Annotated in this window: 18 protein-coding genes; all 18 read left to right on the top strand. The window is 52.1% G+C overall.

Annotated elements, in window-relative coordinates; genetic code table 11:
* Positions 1-24 precede the first annotated feature (24 nt).
* The 18 genes from Q5911_RS05740 to mraY all read left to right on the top strand — a co-directional run bounded on the left by Q5911_RS05740 (position 25) and on the right by mraY (position 18,676).
* Positions 25-1,614: a cohesin domain-containing protein gene (locus Q5911_RS05740; RefSeq protein ID WP_303181616.1), complete on the top strand. Its 1,590-nt coding sequence runs from the start codon at positions 25-27 to the stop codon at positions 1,612-1,614.
* 128 nt (positions 1,615-1,742) lie between these two features.
* Positions 1,743-3,569, top strand: a complete 1,827-nt coding sequence (glmS, locus tag Q5911_RS05745; RefSeq protein WP_226394662.1) for a glutamine--fructose-6-phosphate transaminase (isomerizing) — start codon at positions 1,743-1,745, stop codon at positions 3,567-3,569.
* Between the two features lie 41 nt (positions 3,570-3,610).
* Positions 3,611-4,720 (top strand): UDP-galactopyranose mutase, encoded by a 1,110-nt coding sequence (gene glf / locus Q5911_RS05750; protein ID WP_303181619.1) that lies wholly within the window; start codon positions 3,611-3,613, stop codon positions 4,718-4,720.
* A gap of 89 nt (positions 4,721-4,809) precedes the next feature.
* On the top strand, positions 4,810-6,072 hold the full coding sequence (locus Q5911_RS05755) for a S1C family serine protease (RefSeq protein WP_303181621.1): 1,263 nt from the start codon (positions 4,810-4,812) through the stop codon (positions 6,070-6,072).
* A gap of 152 nt (positions 6,073-6,224) precedes the next feature.
* A complete protein-coding gene (glyA, locus tag Q5911_RS05760; protein WP_303181623.1) occupies positions 6,225-7,460 on the top strand; it encodes a serine hydroxymethyltransferase in 1,236 nt (411 codons plus the stop codon).
* Between the two features lie 72 nt (positions 7,461-7,532).
* Positions 7,533-7,811, top strand: a complete 279-nt coding sequence (locus Q5911_RS05765) for a metal-sensing transcriptional repressor (RefSeq protein WP_076777016.1) — start codon at positions 7,533-7,535, stop codon at positions 7,809-7,811.
* A 141-nt stretch (positions 7,812-7,952) separates the two neighbouring features.
* Complete coding sequence (locus tag Q5911_RS05770) at positions 7,953-8,267, top strand: spore coat associated protein CotJA (RefSeq protein WP_330391047.1); 315 nt, start codon at positions 7,953-7,955, stop codon at positions 8,265-8,267.
* On the top strand, positions 8,267-8,539 hold the full coding sequence (locus Q5911_RS05775) for a spore coat protein CotJB (RefSeq protein ID WP_076777018.1): 273 nt from the start codon (positions 8,267-8,269) through the stop codon (positions 8,537-8,539). The genes Q5911_RS05770 and Q5911_RS05775 overlap by 1 nt, the downstream gene beginning before the upstream one ends.
* 3 nt (positions 8,540-8,542) lie before the next feature.
* Positions 8,543-9,145, top strand: a complete 603-nt coding sequence (locus tag Q5911_RS05780) for a manganese catalase family protein (RefSeq protein WP_076777020.1) — start codon at positions 8,543-8,545, stop codon at positions 9,143-9,145.
* Between the two features lie 138 nt (positions 9,146-9,283).
* The gene (locus tag Q5911_RS05785) at positions 9,284-10,519 is read left to right on the top strand and encodes an FtsW/RodA/SpoVE family cell cycle protein (protein WP_303181627.1); all 1,236 of its coding nucleotides are present in this window, start codon (positions 9,284-9,286) and stop codon (positions 10,517-10,519) included.
* A 103-nt stretch (positions 10,520-10,622) separates the two neighbouring features.
* Positions 10,623-11,462 (top strand): DegV family protein, encoded by an 840-nt coding sequence (locus Q5911_RS05790; protein WP_076777023.1) that lies wholly within the window; start codon positions 10,623-10,625, stop codon positions 11,460-11,462.
* Between the two features lie 59 nt (positions 11,463-11,521).
* Positions 11,522-11,764: a hypothetical protein gene (locus tag Q5911_RS05795; protein WP_076777025.1), complete on the top strand. Its 243-nt coding sequence runs from the start codon at positions 11,522-11,524 to the stop codon at positions 11,762-11,764.
* Between the two features lie 219 nt (positions 11,765-11,983).
* Positions 11,984-12,424: a division/cell wall cluster transcriptional repressor MraZ gene (gene mraZ / locus Q5911_RS05800; RefSeq protein ID WP_076777027.1), complete on the top strand. Its 441-nt coding sequence runs from the start codon at positions 11,984-11,986 to the stop codon at positions 12,422-12,424.
* A gap of 11 nt (positions 12,425-12,435) precedes the next feature.
* On the top strand, positions 12,436-13,371 hold the full coding sequence (rsmH, locus tag Q5911_RS05805) for a 16S rRNA (cytosine(1402)-N(4))-methyltransferase RsmH (protein ID WP_076777029.1): 936 nt from the start codon (positions 12,436-12,438) through the stop codon (positions 13,369-13,371).
* A gap of 38 nt (positions 13,372-13,409) precedes the next feature.
* Entirely contained in the window at positions 13,410-13,967 is a 558-nt protein-coding gene (locus Q5911_RS05810) for a hypothetical protein (RefSeq protein ID WP_226394668.1), read from the top strand.
* A gap of 9 nt (positions 13,968-13,976) precedes the next feature.
* Positions 13,977-15,836 (top strand): peptidoglycan D,D-transpeptidase FtsI family protein, encoded by a 1,860-nt coding sequence (locus Q5911_RS05815; protein WP_303181633.1) that lies wholly within the window; start codon positions 13,977-13,979, stop codon positions 15,834-15,836.
* A gap of 74 nt (positions 15,837-15,910) precedes the next feature.
* Positions 15,911-17,635 carry a peptidoglycan D,D-transpeptidase FtsI family protein gene (locus tag Q5911_RS05820; RefSeq protein WP_226394670.1) on the top strand — a complete coding sequence of 575 codons (1,725 nt, stop codon included), beginning with the start codon at positions 15,911-15,913 and terminating at the stop codon, positions 17,633-17,635.
* 84 nt (positions 17,636-17,719) lie between these two features.
* Positions 17,720-18,676 carry a phospho-N-acetylmuramoyl-pentapeptide-transferase gene (gene mraY / locus Q5911_RS05825; protein WP_076777034.1) on the top strand — a complete coding sequence of 319 codons (957 nt, stop codon included), beginning with the start codon at positions 17,720-17,722 and terminating at the stop codon, positions 18,674-18,676.
* The last annotated feature ends 13 nt before the right edge of the window (positions 18,677-18,689 follow it).

An 18,689-nucleotide genomic window follows, 5' to 3' on the forward strand; every position in this document is an offset into this window, starting at 1 on the left:
TACGAATAAAGAGGAAAATGAACAATGAAAAAATTGAGAAAAGCATTAATGGCATTGATGGCAGTATGCATACTGGTTTCAGGGTTTTCCTTTTCCGCATATGCATCTTCGGGACAGCTTCGCTTTTCAGACCCCTCCACAACGGTAGGGGCTGAGGTGGAAGTGACAGCCACGTTTACGGGAACTGTGGCAGTGCAGTCGGCGGAGGCGACCCTCACATACGATACATCCATGCTGCGTTTTGTGGAAGGCGGCCAGGTTACGGACAATAATGGCACGCTGACTCTGAGCGGTGCGGGAGACGGCACTTCCACACAGCTGAACTTTACGATGACATTCCAGGCCCTCCAGGAAGGGACGACAGTGATCGAGATCTCTTCCGCATCCGGCACAGATGTGGACGGAGATTCCATCGACGTGACAAGAGGGCAGTCTACAATCACCATCGGCCCCGGGGATCCGTCTCTTATTCAGAACACTTCAGCAGCCTCCGGCCCGTCGGTGGAGGTGAACGGTACATCCTACGTGATCTCCGGTGATTTCTCTGACGCGATCATCCCGGGAGGTTTTGAGCGGTCAGAGATGCAGTTCGAGGGACAGACATGCACGGTAGTTACCCAGGCTTCCAGCGGTGCGACAGCCATGTACCTTGTCCCGGCGGCAGGAGGAGAAGGGGACTTTTTCCTGTACAATACAGATGATGGAAGCTTCTCTCCTTTTGAGGAGGTAGAACTCTCTACAGACCGCTATCTGATCCTTCTTCAGAATGATGGGACAGTGAATATTCCCGGCGGTTACCAGGAGACAACTCTTACGCTGAACGGCAAAGAGTTCCCTGCCTGGCAGAATACGAACAATACAGAGTACTACCTGGTGTACGGCCTGAACAGCGATGGCAACAAAGTGCTCTATCAATACGATACAACAGACGGTACCTACCAGAGATATCTGCGCCCACTGTCTATCTCCACAGATGAGTCCGGCGAAGCGGACGGTATACTGGGAACGATCCTTCAGTTTATACAGGACAACCTCCGCTGGGTGCTGGTTGCTGCCTGTGTGCTCTTTGTGCTGGTAGTGATCATTCTGATCGTGGCTCTTGTGAAGCTGCATCACCGCAATCTGGAGCTGGATGATCTCTATGATGAGTACGGCATTGATCTGGACGAGGAACAGGAAAAAGCGGCAAACAAGAAAGACAAGAAGGCAGACAAAAAGTCCAGGAAGAAAGACAAGCTGCAGCCTCAGGCTGAGGAGACTGATTTTGATGAAGGTTTTGAGGACTACGAGGACGATGACTTTGAGGATGGCATTGACTACGAGGACGATGATGAGTACGATCTGGACGGCGACGAGTACGACAGCTATGATGAAGAGGACTACGATGAGGATTACGAGGAAGACTACGATTCCTTCGTAAGAGGGGGAAAGAGATCTTATGGAGATGTGTCCCGACGCAGCCGCGTGGACGATGAGGAAGATATTGAGGATCTTGACGCTCTGCTGAATGCGCGGGTGAGAGAGCCGGCAAAGAGGCCGAAGAAAGCGCCTGAGAGACGCAGCCATGCGGAAGAAGACGACACCTTTAAGATGGACATCATTGATCTGGATTAACAGTTTAAGGAGAATGTGGGAAACTGCATTCTCCTTTTTCTTTACAGGAGACCGTATTTTTGATACAATACAGCTTGATAGTGCAAAAAAAATGGATATATGTACAAATATAATAAGGAGAAGTGGTTATGTGTGGAATCGTAGGATATATCGGAGACCAACAGGCAGCGCCTATTTTGCTGGATGGACTGGAGAAACTGGAGTACAGAGGATATGACTCCGCCGGCATTGCCGTCTATGACGGGGAGGAGATCCATGTGATGAAGGCACAGGGAAGGCTGAAAGTGTTGAATGAGCTGAGTCACGGCGGAGAGATGCTGCCGGGTACACTGGGGATTGGTCATACAAGGTGGGCCACCCACGGGGCGCCGTCAGACACCAACGCACACCCCCATTTTAATCAGGACAGGACCATTGCGGTCGTGCATAACGGCATCATCGAGAATTATCTGAAACTGAAGAAAAAGCTGGAGAAGAAAGGCTATACCTTTGTGTCAGAGACAGACACAGAGATCATCGCCCAGCTGCTGGATTATTACTACGATGGGAACCCGCTGCGGGCCATCACAAAGGTAATGCACCGCATGGAGGGATCTTATGCGCTGGGTATCATTTTCAGTGATCATCCGGATGAACTCTATGCGGTCCGCAAGGACAGTCCGCTGATCGTGGGGCACACAAAAGGAGGGAGCATCATTGCCTCTGACGTGCCGGCTGTGCTGAAGTACACAAGAGATGTGGTCTTTATAGAAAATGAAGAGATCGTGCGCATGACGGCAGAGCAGATGGAGTTCTTTAATGTGGATGAGGAGCCCATCGACAAGGAGACCGTCCACATTGACTGGGATGTCAATGCGGCAGAAAAGGGCGGATATGAGCACTTCATGCTGAAGGAGATGTATGAGCAGCCCAAGGCCATCACCGATACGTTTTCTCCCAGGTTGAAAGACGGGAAGATCGTGATCGAGGAGCTGGGCATGAGCGATGAGGATATCAAGGCCGTAAGGAAGATCATGATCGTTGCCTGCGGTTCAGCCTACCACACAGGCATGACAAGTAAGTATGTGTTTGAGGGCCTGGCCAGGATCCCGGTGGAGGTGGATCTGGCTTCTGAGTTCCGCTACAGGGATCCTATCCTTGAGGAGGGCACGCTCCTCATCGTGGTGAGCCAGTCCGGAGAGACGGCAGATACGCTGGCGGCTCTGCGGGAGGCTAAGTCCAAGGGCGTGAGAGTGCTTGGTATCGTAAACGTAGTGGGAAGCTCCATTGCCAGGGAGGCGGACAATGTCATGTACACGTGGGCTGGACCGGAGATCGCCGTGGCCACCACAAAGGCCTACTCCGCCCAGCTGATCGCTCTTTATCTCCTGGCTATGAAATTTGCCCATGTCAGGGGAGAGCTGTCCGATGAGGGCCTTGCAGAGATGATCGAGGAGCTGAAGGAACTGCCGGCCCAGGTGGAAATGATGCTGAACAATCAGAACAAGATACAGAAATTCGCCAACCGCTATCTGGCGGCCCGCAGTATCTTCTTTATCGGAAGGGGCATTGATTACGCTATTTCCCTAGAAGGGTCCCTGAAGCTCAAGGAGGTCTCCTACATCCACTCTGAGGCCTACGCGGCCGGGGAGTTAAAGCACGGAACCATCTCGCTGATTGAGGAGGGAACTTTGGTGTGCTCTGTTCTGACCCAGGAGGAACTCTATAAAAAGACCATCAGCAATATGGTGGAGGTCAGGACAAGGGGAGCCTTTGTCATGGCTGTGACCAATGTGGACAATACAGAGGTGGAGAAGGCGGCGGACTACGTTGTCTATATTCCCAAGACCAACAAATACTTCACCAACTCCCTTGCCATTATCCCTCTGCAGCTCTTTGGCTACTACGTGGCTGTGGGCAGAGGCTGCGATGTGGATAAGCCGAGAAACCTTGCCAAATCTGTCACAGTAGAGTAAGATATCAGCAGTACGAAAGAAAGTAAAAGAGGAGTTTGCTGATGAAATACGATTACCTTATAGTTGGCGCAGGCCTTTTCGGCGCAGTGTTTGCCCGGGAGGCCATGAACAGAGGAAAGACCTGCCTTGTGCTGGACAGGAGAGACCACATTGGCGGGAATATTTATACCGAGAAAGTGGAGGATATCCAGGTGCACCGCTATGGGGCGCATATTTTCCACACGTCGGACAAAAAGGTGTGGGACTATATCAACCAGTACGCGGAGTTTAATAACTATATCAATTCACCGGTGGCTGTGTACAAAAATGAGCTTTACAACCTGCCTTTTAACATGAATACCTTCAGCAGGATGTGGAATATCCGGACCCCCAAAGAGGCCAGAGAGATCATAGAGGGGCAGATTGCGGATCTTCATATTGAGGAGCCGAGGAACCTGGAAGAACAGGCTCTCTCCCTGGTGGGGCGGGACGTGTATGAGAAGCTGGTGAAAGGCTATACGGAGAAGCAGTGGGGAAGAGACTGCAAAGATCTGCCCGCCTTTATTATCCGCAGGCTGCCGCTTCGCTTCACCTATGACAACAATTATTTTAATGACAGGTATCAGGGCATACCGATGGGAGGATATACACGCATTATAGAGAAGCTCCTTGAGGGGGCAGAAGTCAGGACCGGTGTGGACTATCTGAAAGAGCGGGAGACCTACGAGTGTGCCGCCGGGAAGATCGTTTTTACGGGTATGATCGACGAGTACTACGGCTACAGGCTGGGGGCTCTGGAATACAGGAGCGTCCGCTTTGAGACGGAAGTGCTGGACTGTGACAACTACCAGGGAAATGCAGTGGTCAACTATACAGACAGAGAAGTGCCCTACACCAGGGTCATTGAGCACAAACATTTTGAATTCGGTACCCAGAAAAAGACTGTGATCTCCAGAGAGTATTCCTCGGAGTGGAAGGTGGGGGATGAGCCCTACTATCCGGTAAATGATGAAAAGAATTCCGTCCTCTATGAGAAATATGCCAGCCTGGCAGCTGGAGAGGACAATGTTATATTTGGCGGAAGGCTGGGAGCCTACCGGTATTATGACATGGATAAGGTGATCGCCAGTGCGCTGGAACTTGCGGACAGGGAGTTCGCCGGGGAGATTTAACATTATTTAATCAATTCATCACAGTTTAAACACAATTATGAGCTAGACTACTGTCATAGAAAGCAAAAGATATGAAAGGAGTCTGTACTATGGATAATCAGTATAATTACTACAATCCGGGACCGGATGATCAGAATATATGGAGTGAACAGCCGACAGAGGAGCCGCCGAAGAAGAAAAAGGGCGGAAATTCAAAGAAGTGGCTGTCTATTGTCAGCGGAGGCCTGGTGTTCGGCATTGTGGCCTGCGCGGCGTTTCAGGCGGGAAACATCATTGTGGACCGTGTTACCGGGGGTGAGACCAAAGAGGTGCGCCAGACATCCACAACCACCCAGCTGAATCAGACGTCCAGCACAGTGACCTCCGATGTGTCCGGCATCGTGGAGCAGGCTATGCCGTCCATTGTATCCATCACAAATATGAGTATCCAGGAGGTCCAGAACTTTTTCGGGCAGACCCAGGAGCAGGAGAGCGAGAGCCTTGGCTCAGGGATCATTATCCAGCAGTCTGATACAGAGCTTCTGATCGCCACCAACAACCACGTGGTGGAAGGGGCAGATACGCTGACCGTTACATTTGTAGATGAAGAGAACGTGGAGGCCAATATCAAGGGGACGGATCCCTCCAAGGATCTGGCTATTGTGGCGGTTCCCCTGGAATCGATAAAGGATTCCACGATGGAGACCATTGCCATTGCCACACTGGGAGATTCCAATGAGGTGCAGGTGGGTGAGCCTGCCATTGCCATTGGAAATGCCCTCGGGTATGGGCAGTCTGTGACGACAGGTATCATCTCTGCCACAAATCGTCAGATCGATATGGATGGGTTTGACAGTGAGCTGATTCAGACAGATGCGGCCATTAATCCGGGCAACAGCGGCGGGGCCCTCCTCAATGCCAACGGTGCTGTCATAGGCATCAACACGGCCAAGATCAACTCCAGTGTGGCAGAGGGCATGGGCTATGCCATCCCCATCTCAGATGCCAGTGAAGTCCTGACCAACCTGATGAACAGGGAGACGAGGGAGAGGGTTTCCGACGAGGCCAGAGGATATCTGGGCATTACGGGCCAGGATGTCTCTTCTGATATCGGTGAGGCCTACAACATGCCCACAGGCGTCTACATTTCCGAAGTGACAAAAGGAAGCGGTGCCGAGCAGGCAGGGCTCTCAAGAGGCAGCATCATCACGGGAATGGAAGGAGTTACAATAGACAGCATGGAGACGCTGCAGGATCAGCTTTCCTACTATGCAGTGGGAGAGACAGTGGAACTGACTGTCCAGGTTCCTGCAAGCGGCGGCGAGTATGAGGAGCAGACAGTATCTGTGACTCTGGGGGCAAATCCTAATTAGAAAACAGATTTCCTGCTGAAAGGCAGAGGACAGGAGTGCGGCAAAAATTCGTGCCGTACTCCTTTTTTCACCAGATGATGTGTGATATAATATATGAATACTTGGCGAAAGATCCAGGGACAGCGGTAAGATGAGTATAAGGAGGAGACGAAATGTACAGTTTTGAGGAAATCCAAAAGACAGACAGCGAAGTGGCAGAGGCTATCCTGCATGAGATGGAGAGACAGAACTCCCATATTGAGCTGATCGCTTCTGAGAACTGGGTGAGCAAGGCAGTCATGGCTGCCATGGGAAGCCCTCTGACAAACAAATACGCGGAAGGATATCCGGGCAGACGGTACTACGGCGGCTGCGACTATGTGGACGTGGTGGAGAATCTGGCTCGGGACAGGGCAAAAGAACTGTTTGGCTGTGAGTATGCCAACGTGCAGCCCCATTCCGGCGCTCAGGCCAATATGGCGGTATTCTTCGCAATGCTGAAGCCTGGCGACAAGATCCTGGGCATGAATCTGGATCACGGCGGACATCTGACCCACGGCTCACCTGTGAATTTTTCCGGGAACTATTTCGTGACATCTTTTTACGGAGTGAATGATGACGGGGTTATCGACTATGATGAGGTGCGCCGGATCGCCCTGGAAGAAAAGCCGAAGATGATCATTGCGGGAGCCAGCGCCTATGCCAGAAAGATCGATTTCAAAAGATTCCGCCAGATCGCAGATGAAGTGGGCGCTTACCTTATGGTGGACATGGCTCACATTGCGGGCCTTGTGGCAGCGGGACTCCATGAAAGCCCGATTTTCTACGCGGATGTGGTGACAACGACTACACACAAGACACTGCGGGGACCCAGAGGCGGTATGATCCTCTCCAGCCAGGAGGCGGCAGAGAAATTTAAATTTAACAAAGCGGTGTTCCCGGGTATCCAGGGCGGTCCTCTGGAGCATGTGATCGCCGGAAAGGCCGTGTGCTTCAAGGAGGCGCTGCAGCCGGAGTTCAAGGAGTACCAGAAGCAGATCGTAAAGAATGCCAAAGCTCTGTCAGAGGCGCTGATGGCTAAGGGGATCAAGCTGGTGTCCGGCGGTACGGACAACCATCTGATGCTCATGGACCTGAGCGAAGAGGATGTGACTGGAAAAGAGCTGGAGAAGCGTCTTGACCAGGCAAATATCACATGCAACAAGAATACGATCCCCAATGATCCCCGGTCACCCATGGTTACAAGCGGTATCCGTCTCGGGACACCGGCTGTCACAACCCGGGGAATGAAGGAAGATGATATGGAGCAGATCGCAGAGGCGATCAGGCTGGTACTGACGGGTGAGGAGAATATTGGCAAGGCCAGAGAGATCGTGGCAGGTCTTACGAAAAAGTATCCTCTGATCTGACCCGGTCCGGACGTCTGGATTCTGAAGATACCGGAAGATGGCCGGGCAGCAGCAACGAAAGGAAAGACATACATGAAGAAAAAACACAGAGATGAAGAGGAACTCAGGAAACTGATGAACCGGCTGAACAGGATAGAGGGACAGGTGCGGGGCGTCAAGAAGATGCTGGAAGAAGAACAGTACTGCGTGGATATACTGACCCAGGTTTCGGCTATCCAGGCGGCGCTGAACGCATTTAACAAAGAGCTTTTGTCCAGCCATATCCACTCGTGTGTGGTGGAGGAGATCCAGAAAGGGAACACAGATGTGGTGGACGAGCTCTGCGAGTCCATCAAAAAGCTGATGAAATAATTTTCAAAGAGAATATGTTCAAAAAGAAGAAGGGGAGCCCTGACGGACAGACGAGATGTCCGGCAGGGTTCCCCTTCTGTCACCTTTTCCTGGTCCTTCCATAAAATAATAGTGCAGATTGAAATGGAAGGAGTAATTTACATGCCGAATTACCGTTATCAGGCACAGGACTGCCAGAGGCGGCAGGGCCGGGGCTATCCGAATCAGGGGATGCAGCAGCGTGGAACCATGCAGCAGACGGCCATGCACCAGGCAAATATGCGGCATAGGGCTGCAGACCAGGCAGCAGGCCGCTGCCTGCCGGACTCACGGACGCTCTCTGACCTGCCCATTGCCATGGCCTATGTGCCGTGGCAGGAGTGGTGTGGAATATTGGAACTGGAAAAAGGATTTTGCTGCGGGACTATCTTTGAGGAGCTGAACAAACCATTTACAGGAGCAGGAGGGAGACGCTGATGGCAGAAAACAGACCATGCAGGAAGGACCTGCTTCACTGGATCAATGTGATCAGTTTTGCGATGAATGACACAACGCTTTTTCTTGATACACATCCGCACAACAGGGAGGCGTTGGAATTTTTTGAGGAGTGCCAGTCCAAGAGGAACCGCGCTTTGAAAGAATACGCCAAATACTACGGGCCTCTCACCATTGATACGGCGGACGTCTCCGAGACAGACAGGTGGAACTGGATCAATGAACCGTGGCCGTGGCAGGAAGGGGGATGCTGATTTATGTGGAATTATGAGAAGAGACTGCAGTACCCGGTGAAGATCACCCAGACCAACCCGAGACTGGCCCAGGTGATCATAAGCCAGTTCGGAGGCCCTGACGGTGAATTGGGGGCTTCCATGCGCTACCTCTCCCAGAGGTACACCATGCCCTACAAGGAAGTGACAGGTACACTGACAGATGTCGGAACAGAAGAGCTGGCTCACCTTGAAATCGTGTGCGCCATTGTCTACCAGCTCACGAAGAACCTGACGCCGGAGGAGATCGAGCGATCCGGCTTTGACAAATACTATGTGGATCACACGCTGGCTCTGTGGCCTCAGTCTGCCGGCGGCGTGCCCTGGAGCTCCACCACATTCCAGTCCAAGGGGGATCCCATCACGGACTTGCATGAAGATATGGCGGCAGAGCAGAAAGCCAGGACCACCTACGACAACATCCTGCGGCTTGTGAAAGATCCGGAGGTGGCAGACCCCATCCGGTTCCTGCGGGCCAGGGAGATCGTCCATTACCAGAGATTCGGCGAGAGCCTGCGCATTGTACAGGATCATCTGGACAGCCGCAACTTCTATGCATTCAACCCGGCATTTGATCTGGGAAAATAAAATGAGCACCAAGCCAGGCCCGGTCCGGCGGGAGGCGCATCTCCACGGCGCGCCCGCTCCGGGCTTGTTTTTATCTCCGGTTGCCGTTATAATATATGCGTCGATGTAGACTGACGCAATGATTGGAGTGTAAATAGAATGGACAACAGAAACAGCAAAGTCAGGCAGATGCCTGACCGCAGCAGGGGGAACGGAAGTCCGCGGGGAACCTATACGAGATCGGAGAAGGTGCGGGCGAGAGTGAAAAACAGTATACGGTACTTTGACTACAGTCTGGTGGCCTCCATGGTCTTCCTGATCTGCTTTGGCCTGGTCATGCTCTACAGCGCCAGCGCCTATGCGGCCCAGGTGGACTATAACGACAGTATGTACTATTTTAAGAGACAGATCTTTTTCTGCCTGGCGGGCGCGGCGGGAGCTTACATAGTCTCGCTGATCGACTACCATATCTGGGCAAAGCTGGCGAAGCGGATCTTTTTCTTTTCTCTGATCCTGATGGCGCTGGTGCAGACTCCTCTGGGAAAAGAAGTGAACGGCGCCAGGCGCTGGATCCGGCTTCCTTTTAATCAGCAGCTGCAGCCCTCCGAGCTTGCGAAGATCGCAGTCATCCTTTTCATCCCGGTGGTGATCTGCCAGGTTGGAAAACAGATCAATACCCTGGCAGGGGTTGTGCGGGTTCTCTGCTGGGGAGCGCTCTCGGCGGCCTGCGTCTTTTTCCTGACGGAAAATCTGAGCACCGCTATTATCGTGTTCGGCATTTCTTTTTTGATGGTCTTTATCGTCCACCCCAAGAAGGCTGTATTTATAGTGCCTGTGGTGGTGGGAGTTCTGGCGGTGCTCCTCATACCGATGATCCTGGGGCCCCTTGTGCAGGCGGGGGACTTTGAGGGAAATTTCCGTCTGGGAAGGCTTCTTGTGTGGCTGGATCCGGAGCGGTACTCCTCCGGCCTTGGCTATCAGGTGGTGCAGGGTCTCTACGCAGTGGGATCCGGTGGCTTTTTTGGAAAAGGGCTTGGAAACAGTGCCCAGAAGCAGTTCATCCCGGAGGTGCAGAACGACATGATCCTGTCCGTCATCTGTGAGGAGCTGGGCGTGTTCGGCGCCATTATGGTACTGCTTTTGTTCGGGCTTTTGCTGTACAGGCTCATGGTGATCGCACAGAATGCGCCGGATATGTATGGCGCTCTTGTGGCCAGCGGCATTTTCTCCCATATCGCTCTTCAGGTCATATTGAACGTAGCTGTGGTGATCAATCTGATCCCCAACACAGGAATCACACTTCCTTTTATCAGCTACGGAGGCACGTCGATCCTCTTTCTGATGGCGGAAATGGGACTTGCTCTGGGAATTTCCAGAAAGATTAAGATGGGATGATCGGATTTCCCCTTTTCAACTGCAGGTTATTGTGCTATGATATATAAAGTGGTTTTTGATACTACGTATAATAGCAACGGATAACGCGGAGGATTGATCGGAAATGAGTTATAAGATTATTGTGGACAGCTGCGGGGAACTTACAGAGGATATGAAGCGCTCTGGACATTTTGAGACAGCTTCACTGAGTATTGATATTGATGAGCATCACATTGTGGATGATGAGACATTTGATCAGAAGAGGTTTCTGGCACTGATCGCCCAGAGTCCCCATTCACCAAAGTCCTCCTGCCCCTCGCCTGAGGCGTACATGGAAGGGTATCACTGTGAGGCCAAGAGAGTCTATGCCGTGACTCTGTCTGCTGAGCTCAGTGGTTCCTACAACAGCGCCGTGCTGGGGAAAAACCTGTACCACGAAGAGTACGGAGACAAAGAGATCTATGTCTTTAATTCCCGCTCTGCATCCGTCGGTGAGACGCTGATCGCCCTGAAGATCGCGGAGTGCGAGGAGGCGGGCATGGACTTCGAGGAGGTAGTGCGCACAGTGGAGGGCTACATTGAGAGCCAGCATACCTACTTTGTCCTGGAGACCCTGGAGACCCTCCGCAAGAACGGGCGGCTGAAGGGAATTAAGTCTCTGATGGCCTCCGCTTTAAATATCAAGCCTGTCATGGGCTCCACGCCTCAGGGCACGATCTGCCAGTTAGGGCAGGCCAGAGGGATCAAGAAGGCTCTGGCAAAAATGATCGATGAGGTTGTGCAGGGCGTGAAGAAACCGGAGGAAAAGATACTGGCTATCAGCCACTGCAACTGTCCCGAGCGGGCGCAGAAAGTGAAGGAGATGCTCCTTGAGAGGATAAGCCCCAAGGATGTGATCCTGCTGGATACGGCGGGGATCAGCAGCATGTATGCCGCTGACGGGGGCATAATCGTGGTTGTATAATCCTCCTTTTTGTGATAGAATAGGCACTAGCTGATGATTGATAGAAGGAGTGCACACAGATGAGCCAGGAAAAAGTGGACAGATATAAAAAAGAAAAAGCGAACCGCAAGAAGACCATGAAAAAGGAGAAGATCCAGTATTACATCCGCCGTTGTGTTGTGGCCGTGCTGGCTGTGGCGCTGGTGGGATGGATCGGATATTCAGCCTTCAGGGTGTACGAGGACAGCAGGCCTGTGGAGACTGCTGAGGTGAATTACAACGCCATTACAGATTATGAGACCAGCCTGAACACGGGGGAATGATCCGGAGCGGATGAGCGTATATATATCATAGTGGAAGATAAGAGAAGACGGGAAAGTCCCGCCTTCTTTTTTTGTGCCCTTTATTTTGGATTTTTACGAAAAAAGGGGTTGAAATCACCTGTGAAGTGGTTTACAATGGTTTCAAGTGGTAGAAAGTGGTGAAAAGTGGTACAAAGTGGAGCAAAAGTGGCAGACCACTTTGAAAGAGGGTGAGTTCTGATGTTGAAAGGAGAGTACAGTCATAATATCGACCCGAAGGGGAGGGTGATCATTCCAGCCAAGTTTCGTGACGATCTGGGGGAGCATTTCGTCATAACAAAAGGCATGGAGAACTGCCTGTACGTGTATCCGGAAAACGAATGGACCGCTTTCGAAGAGAAACTTAACGCCTTACCAACGACCACAGACAAAAAAGCCCGTGCTTTTGCACATTTCTTTCAGGGAAGTGCGAATGACGGCGACCTTGACAAGCAAGGTAGAACACTGATCCCACCAGCCCTGCGCAGCTATGCAAAACTCGAGAAAGAGGTTGTGTTTATCGGTATGGGGAAGCGTGCCGAGATCTGGGACAAGGCCAGATGGGATGAAAAGAATGCTGAACTGGAACTCACGATTGAGGATATCGCATCTGATATGGAGGAGAGTGGATTCAGTATCTAGAGGGAGAAGATATGGAATTTAAACACAGGTCAGTATTGCTTGAAGAAACTGTCAATGGATTAAACATCAAGCCGGACGGCATTTACGTAGACGGAACGCTTGGTGGAGGCGGACATGCATACGAGATATGCAGACGCCTTGGCAACAAGGGGAGTATTGTAGGAATAGACCAGGATGAAGCGGCCATAGAGGCAGCAGGCATCCGCTTAAAGGACTTCGGGGAGAAAGTCACAATAGTCCGGAGCAACTATTGTGAAATGAAGTCCGTGCTCCAAGGATTAGGCATTGACAAAGTCGATGGGATCGTGCTCGATCTGGGCGTATCATCTTATCAGTTAGATACGGCAGAGCGGGGATTCTCCTATCGCGAAGATGCACCCCTGGATATGAGGATGGACAGGCGTCAGACGATGACGGCCAGGGACATTGTCAATGACTACAGTGAGAAGGACCTCTATCGCGTTATAAGAGATTACGGGGAGGATAAGTTTGCCAAGAATATTGCCAAACATATCGTGATCGAACGCGAAAAGAGGTCCATTGAAACTACCGGACAGCTGACGGAGATCATCAGGGGAGCCATCCCTATGAAATTCCAGAAAAAGTCCGGGCATCCGGCAAAGAGGACATTTCAGGCTATCCGGATCGAGCTGAACAGAGAGCTGGATGTGCTGAAAAATTCTCTGGATGAGATGATCGATCTGCTGAATCCGGGCGGAAGGCTGTGTATCATCACCTTCCATTCCCTGGAAGACCGGATCGTAAAGAGTGCATTTAAGAAAAATGAAGACCCCTGCACATGCCCGAAGGATTTTCCGGTGTGCGTGTGCGGAAAGGTGTCAAAAGGGAGTATTTTAACTAGAAAACCAATTCTGCCAAGCGAGGAGGAACTGGAGGAAAACAGCCGTTCCAAGAGCGCGAAACTTCGGATTTTCGAGAGAAAATAGGAGGGCAGACGGGGAGTATATAGAAAGGGGAAGATCAGATGGCGGCAAGAAGAGCATCATCGGGGAGAATAAATACATATAGAAGAAGCGGCGCTGACACCCGTTCTATGTACGTGTATGGAAATACAGTGACAAAGCCGGATTACGAGCCGCAGCGGCGCGGGGAGCCTCAGAGGGAGGAGCGCCGCAGGAAGAACAGCCGTCAGAGCCGGCAGGTCCGCCAGAACCAGAGAAGAGAGCTGCGGGTGGGAAAAAGATATGTGATCTTTCTCTCAGTTGCCGCAGTGATGGCTCTTTTTATCTGTGTGAACTATGTGCGTCTCCAGTCGGAGATCAGCAGCCGCTCCAGCAATATCACCGCTTTGCAGGAAGAGCTGGCTGACATGCGGGAAGAGAACACCACAAAATACAACTCCATTATCGACTCTGTTAATCTGGATCAGATCAAGCAGAAGGCGGAGACCGAGATGGGTATGGTGCCTGCACAGAGCAGCCAGATCGTGGAGTATGAAAACCCGGATGAAGGCTATGTAAAACAGTATGAGCAGATACCGGAGAGCGGCATCATCGCAAGCGCGGACAATGTACAGGACTAAGGTGTGAAGATGACCAAAAAAGTAAAAAAATTATTGCGGAAAAAATTTCCCAAATTTATGCAGAAAAAGCTAGTTATCCTCTATGTGGGGATCATACTAGCTTTTGCTGGTCTTGTGGTGAGGATCACTTACATCAATGCGGCCAGCGGAGAAGAATACACGAAGATCGTACTGGACCAGCAGCAGTACGACAGCAGAACGATCCCCTACAAGAGGGGAGATATTGTGGACCGGAACGGCACCAAGCTGGCAACCAGCGAGCGGGTGTACAATGTGGTGCTGGATGTGAAGGCCATGCTGGACGATGAGGACTATGTGGAGCCCACCAAGCAGGTGCTGAAAGACTGTTTTGGCATCGAGGAGGAGACGGTGGACAGCCTGATCGAGAACAATCCGGACAGCAGGTACAGTGTCCTGTTGAAGGGGATTGACTATGAGACTGCCCAAAAGTTCAATGCCATAGACGAGGATGATGAGAACTATCCCAATGTGCGGGGGATCTGGCTGGAAGACGATTACCAAAGAACCTACCCCTACAGTACACTGGCATCGGATGTGATCGGATTTACTGTGGATGGAAATGTGGGAAACGGTGGTATAGAAGGATACTACAATTCCACCCTCAACGGCACAGACGGCCGGGAGTACGGCTATCTGGACAGCGGTTCATCTGTGGAGCGGACCGTGAAAGAGCCGGTAAACGGAAAGACCGTGGTGTCCACCATAGATCTGCAGGTGCAGAGCGTGGTGGAAAAATACATCCAGCAGTTCAATGATGAGAGAAAAAACAATGCGACTCCGGGAGAGGGTAGTAAAAATACGGCTGTCATGGTCATGAATCCCCAGAATGGGGAGATCCTGGCAGAGGCCAGCTATCCAAACTACGACCTGAACAATCCCAGAGATCTGACAAAATACTACACCCAGGAACAGCTGGACGCCATGAGCGACCAGGAGAAGCTGGATGCGCTCAACACCCTTTGGAAAAATTTTTGTGTCACAGACACATACGAGCCAGGTTCGACCATCAAGCCCTTCACGGTAGCGGCGGCCCTGGAGACGGGGGCGCTCACAGGGGAAGAGACCTTTTACTGCGGCGGTTCCCTCCATATAGGCGACTATGACATCCACTGTATCAACCGGGATGGCCACGGTACCCTGACGGTAAAGGGAGCCATAGAAAACTCCTGCAACGTGGCGCTGATGCAGATCGGCGAGATGATCGGTGCGGTGGATTTTACGAAATATCAGCATATATTTGGATTCGGTGAGATGACAGGCATCGATCTCCCGGGAGAGGCGGAGACATCCGGCCTTCTCTACACGGCAGACAATATGGATGAGACCAGCCTTGCCACCAACGCCTTCGGACAGAACTTTAACGTGACGATGACCCAGATGATGGCGGGCTTCTGCTCCCTCATCAACGGCGGATACTATTATGAGCCCCACATTGTCAAGCAGATCCAGGATGAAAATGGAAATGTCATTGAGAATGTGGAACCTGTCCTTGTGAAGCGGACCGTCTCTGAGGAGACAAGCACGCTGGTGAAGGACTACATGAGAGGTGTGGTACTGGAGGGCAGCGGACAGCCTGCGGACATCGCAGGGTACGAAGTGGGAGGAAAGACCGGAACAGCGGAGAAACTTCCCAGAAGCGAGGGCAAGAACCTTGTGTCCTTTATCGCCTACGCACCGCAGGAGAATCCGGAGATCGCTGTGTACGTTGTCATCGATGAGCCCAACGAATATGATCAGGCGCAGAGCTCCCTGGCTGTCCAGATGGCCAGCGACATTATGAAGGAGATCTTCCCCTATCTGGGCATCACTCAGACAGCAGTGGATCAGACTGCAGCGGAAGCGCAGTAAAAACAGAATAAAGGCTTATGTATAACCTCACAAAAGCGTTCATAAATTGTAGAAAGGCTTTTGTGAGGTTTTTTGTGCGCAACCGGACATATAATAAGAAGAAACTCCTGATCGTTTTTCTGTGCGCTGTGTGCATTGTGATCGTTCTGGCCGGGCGCCTTGTCTGGCTGATGATCTTTGAGGCGGATTATTACCAGGAGAAGGCGCAGGCCCTGCACGAGCGGGAGCGATCCATCAAGGCGGCCAGAGGACGGATACTGGATGCCTCAGGCACAGTGCTGGCGGACAACCGCACAGTCTGCACCATCTCTGTCATACACAGCCAGATCACAGATCCGGAGGAGGTGATCCGGGCGCTCTCCCAGACATTGGAGATGGAGGAGAGCGAGGTGCGGGAGAAAGTAGAGAAAGTGTCCTCCATGGAGCGGATCAGGACCAATGTAGAGAAAGAGACCGGGGATATCATCCGGAAGATGGATCTGGATGGAGTGAAGGTAGATGAGGATTTCAAGAGAAACTATCCCTATGACGAGCTGGCCTCCACGGTCCTTGGCTTTACCGGGGCAGATAACCAGGGGATCATAGGGCTGGAGGTCAAATATGAGGAGTATCTGAAAGGGCAGGACGGCACCATACTGACCACCACCGACGCCCGGGGGATCGAGCTTCCCGGGGAGGCAGAGGATCGGATCGAGCCTGTGCCCGGCAATGATCTGCAGACGAGTCTTGACTATAACCTGCAGATGTACGCGCAGCAGATGGCGGAGAAGGTGATGGAGGAGAAGCAGGCTGACGGTGTGTCGATCCTGCTCATGAATCCGCAGAACGGGGAGATCATGGCTATGGTGAATGTGCCGGAGTTTGATCTGAACGATCCTTTTACATTAAATACAGGGGTGGATGCCTCGATTCTCTCGGATGAGGAAAAACAGGATGCGTTGAATCAGATGTGGAGAAACCGGTGCATCAACGACACCTATGAACCCGGTTCCACCTTTAAGATCATCACTGCCTCCGCCGCTCTGGAGGAGGGTGTGGTGGAGCTGGACGACACATTCAGCTGCCCGGGATACCGGGTGGTAGAGGACAGGAAGATCCGCTGCCACAAAGTGGGCGGCCACGGACAGGAGACTTTTGTGGAGGGGGTCATGAACTCCTGCAACCCGGTGTTCATCGATGTGGGACTGCGCCTGGGAGCGGACACCTTCTGTGATTACTATGAGCAGTTCGGGCTGATGGATCTGACAGGCGTGGACCTGCCCGGGGAGGCGGGGACGATCATGCACAAGAGGGAAAATATAGGGACCGTGGAGCTGGCCACCATGTCATTTGGCCAGTCCTTCCAGGTGACGCCCATCCAGATGGCGGCCACAGTCAGCTCCATTGTCAACGGGGGCTTCCGCGTGACGCCCCATGTGGGAGTGCGGGTGCTGAACGAGGACGGCAGTCAGAAGCTTGTGCTGGAACACGGGAAAAAGGACCGGATCGTCTCTGAGGAAACTTCCCTTACCATGCGCGCGATCCTGGAGAAGGTTGTCTCGGAAGGATCAGGGAAAAACGCGGCTATCGAGGGCTACCAGATCGGGGGAAAGACAGCCACCTCCCAGACGCTCCCCAGGAGTGCCAACAAATATATCTCTTCTTTTATCGGCTTTGCCCCGGCAGATGACCCGCAGGTGCTGGGCATGTGTATCATCTACAATCCCCAGGGAGTGTACTATGGGGGAACCATAGCGGCGCCGGTGATACGGGACATTTTTGAAAATATCCTCCCCTATCTTGGCGTTGAAAAAGAGTGAGAAATGAAGTATACTGAATGAAGCCATGGACTGCTGCGGCAGTCCTGGGACAGGAAAATAACGAAAGAGACGAGAGGTGTATCTATGGACTATACAATTTTTGTGCCAGTGCTGATTTCCTTTGCGCTGAGTGTGATCATGGGACCGGTTGTGATCCCGGTGCTCCGCAGACTGAAAATGGACCAGACAGAGAGGGAGGAGGGTGTGAAATCCCATCTGAAGAAAGCGGGAACTCCCACCATGGGAGGCGTCATCATCCTGACTGCCGTGGTGATCACATCGGTCATCTATATCGGAAGGTATCCCAACATCATCCCTATCCTGTTTGTGACTTTAGGCTTTGGGCTGATCGGATTTCTGGATGACTATCTGAAGGTGGTGCTGAAAAGGTCTGACGGGCTTTTCCCCAAGCAGAAGATGGCGCTTCAGATCCTGGTGACAGCGGTCTTTGCTTTTTACCTTGTACAGTTTACGGACGTTCCTCTGACCATGCTCATCCCATTCTCCGGGGGCAGTTATCTGGATATCGGATGGCTTGCCATCCCGCTGCTCTTTGTGGCTGTGATCGGCACGGTCAACGGTGTGAACTTTACGGACGGACTGGACGGCCTGGCCTCCAGCGTGACGGTGCTTGTGGCTACCTTCTTTACTGTTGTGGCAGTGGGGACAAAGAGCGGCATTGAGCCGATCACCTGTGCGGTGGTGGGAGCCCTGCTGGGATTTCTGTTGTTCAATGTGTATCCGGCCAGCGTGTTTATGGGGGACACAGGCTCTCTGGCGCTGGGCGGTTTCGTGGCTTCCACAGCCTATATGCTGCAGATGCCCATCTTCATTATTATCGTAGGTCTGGTCTACGTGGTGGAGGTGCTCTCCGTCATGATCCAGGTTACATACTTCAAGAAGACAGGCGGAAAGCGGTTCTTCAAGATGGCCCCCATCCATCATCACTTTGAACTCTGCGGGTGGTCAGAGACAAAGGTTGTGGCGGTTTTCTCCGTCATCACAGCCATTCTCTGCCTGATCGCCCTCATGGCCATGTAGTACAGGAAGGAGA

The sequence above is a fragment of the Lachnoclostridium phocaeense genome, assembly GCF_959599685.1.
Lineage (GTDB): Bacteria > Bacillota > Clostridia > Lachnospirales > Lachnospiraceae > Claveliimonas > Claveliimonas monacensis.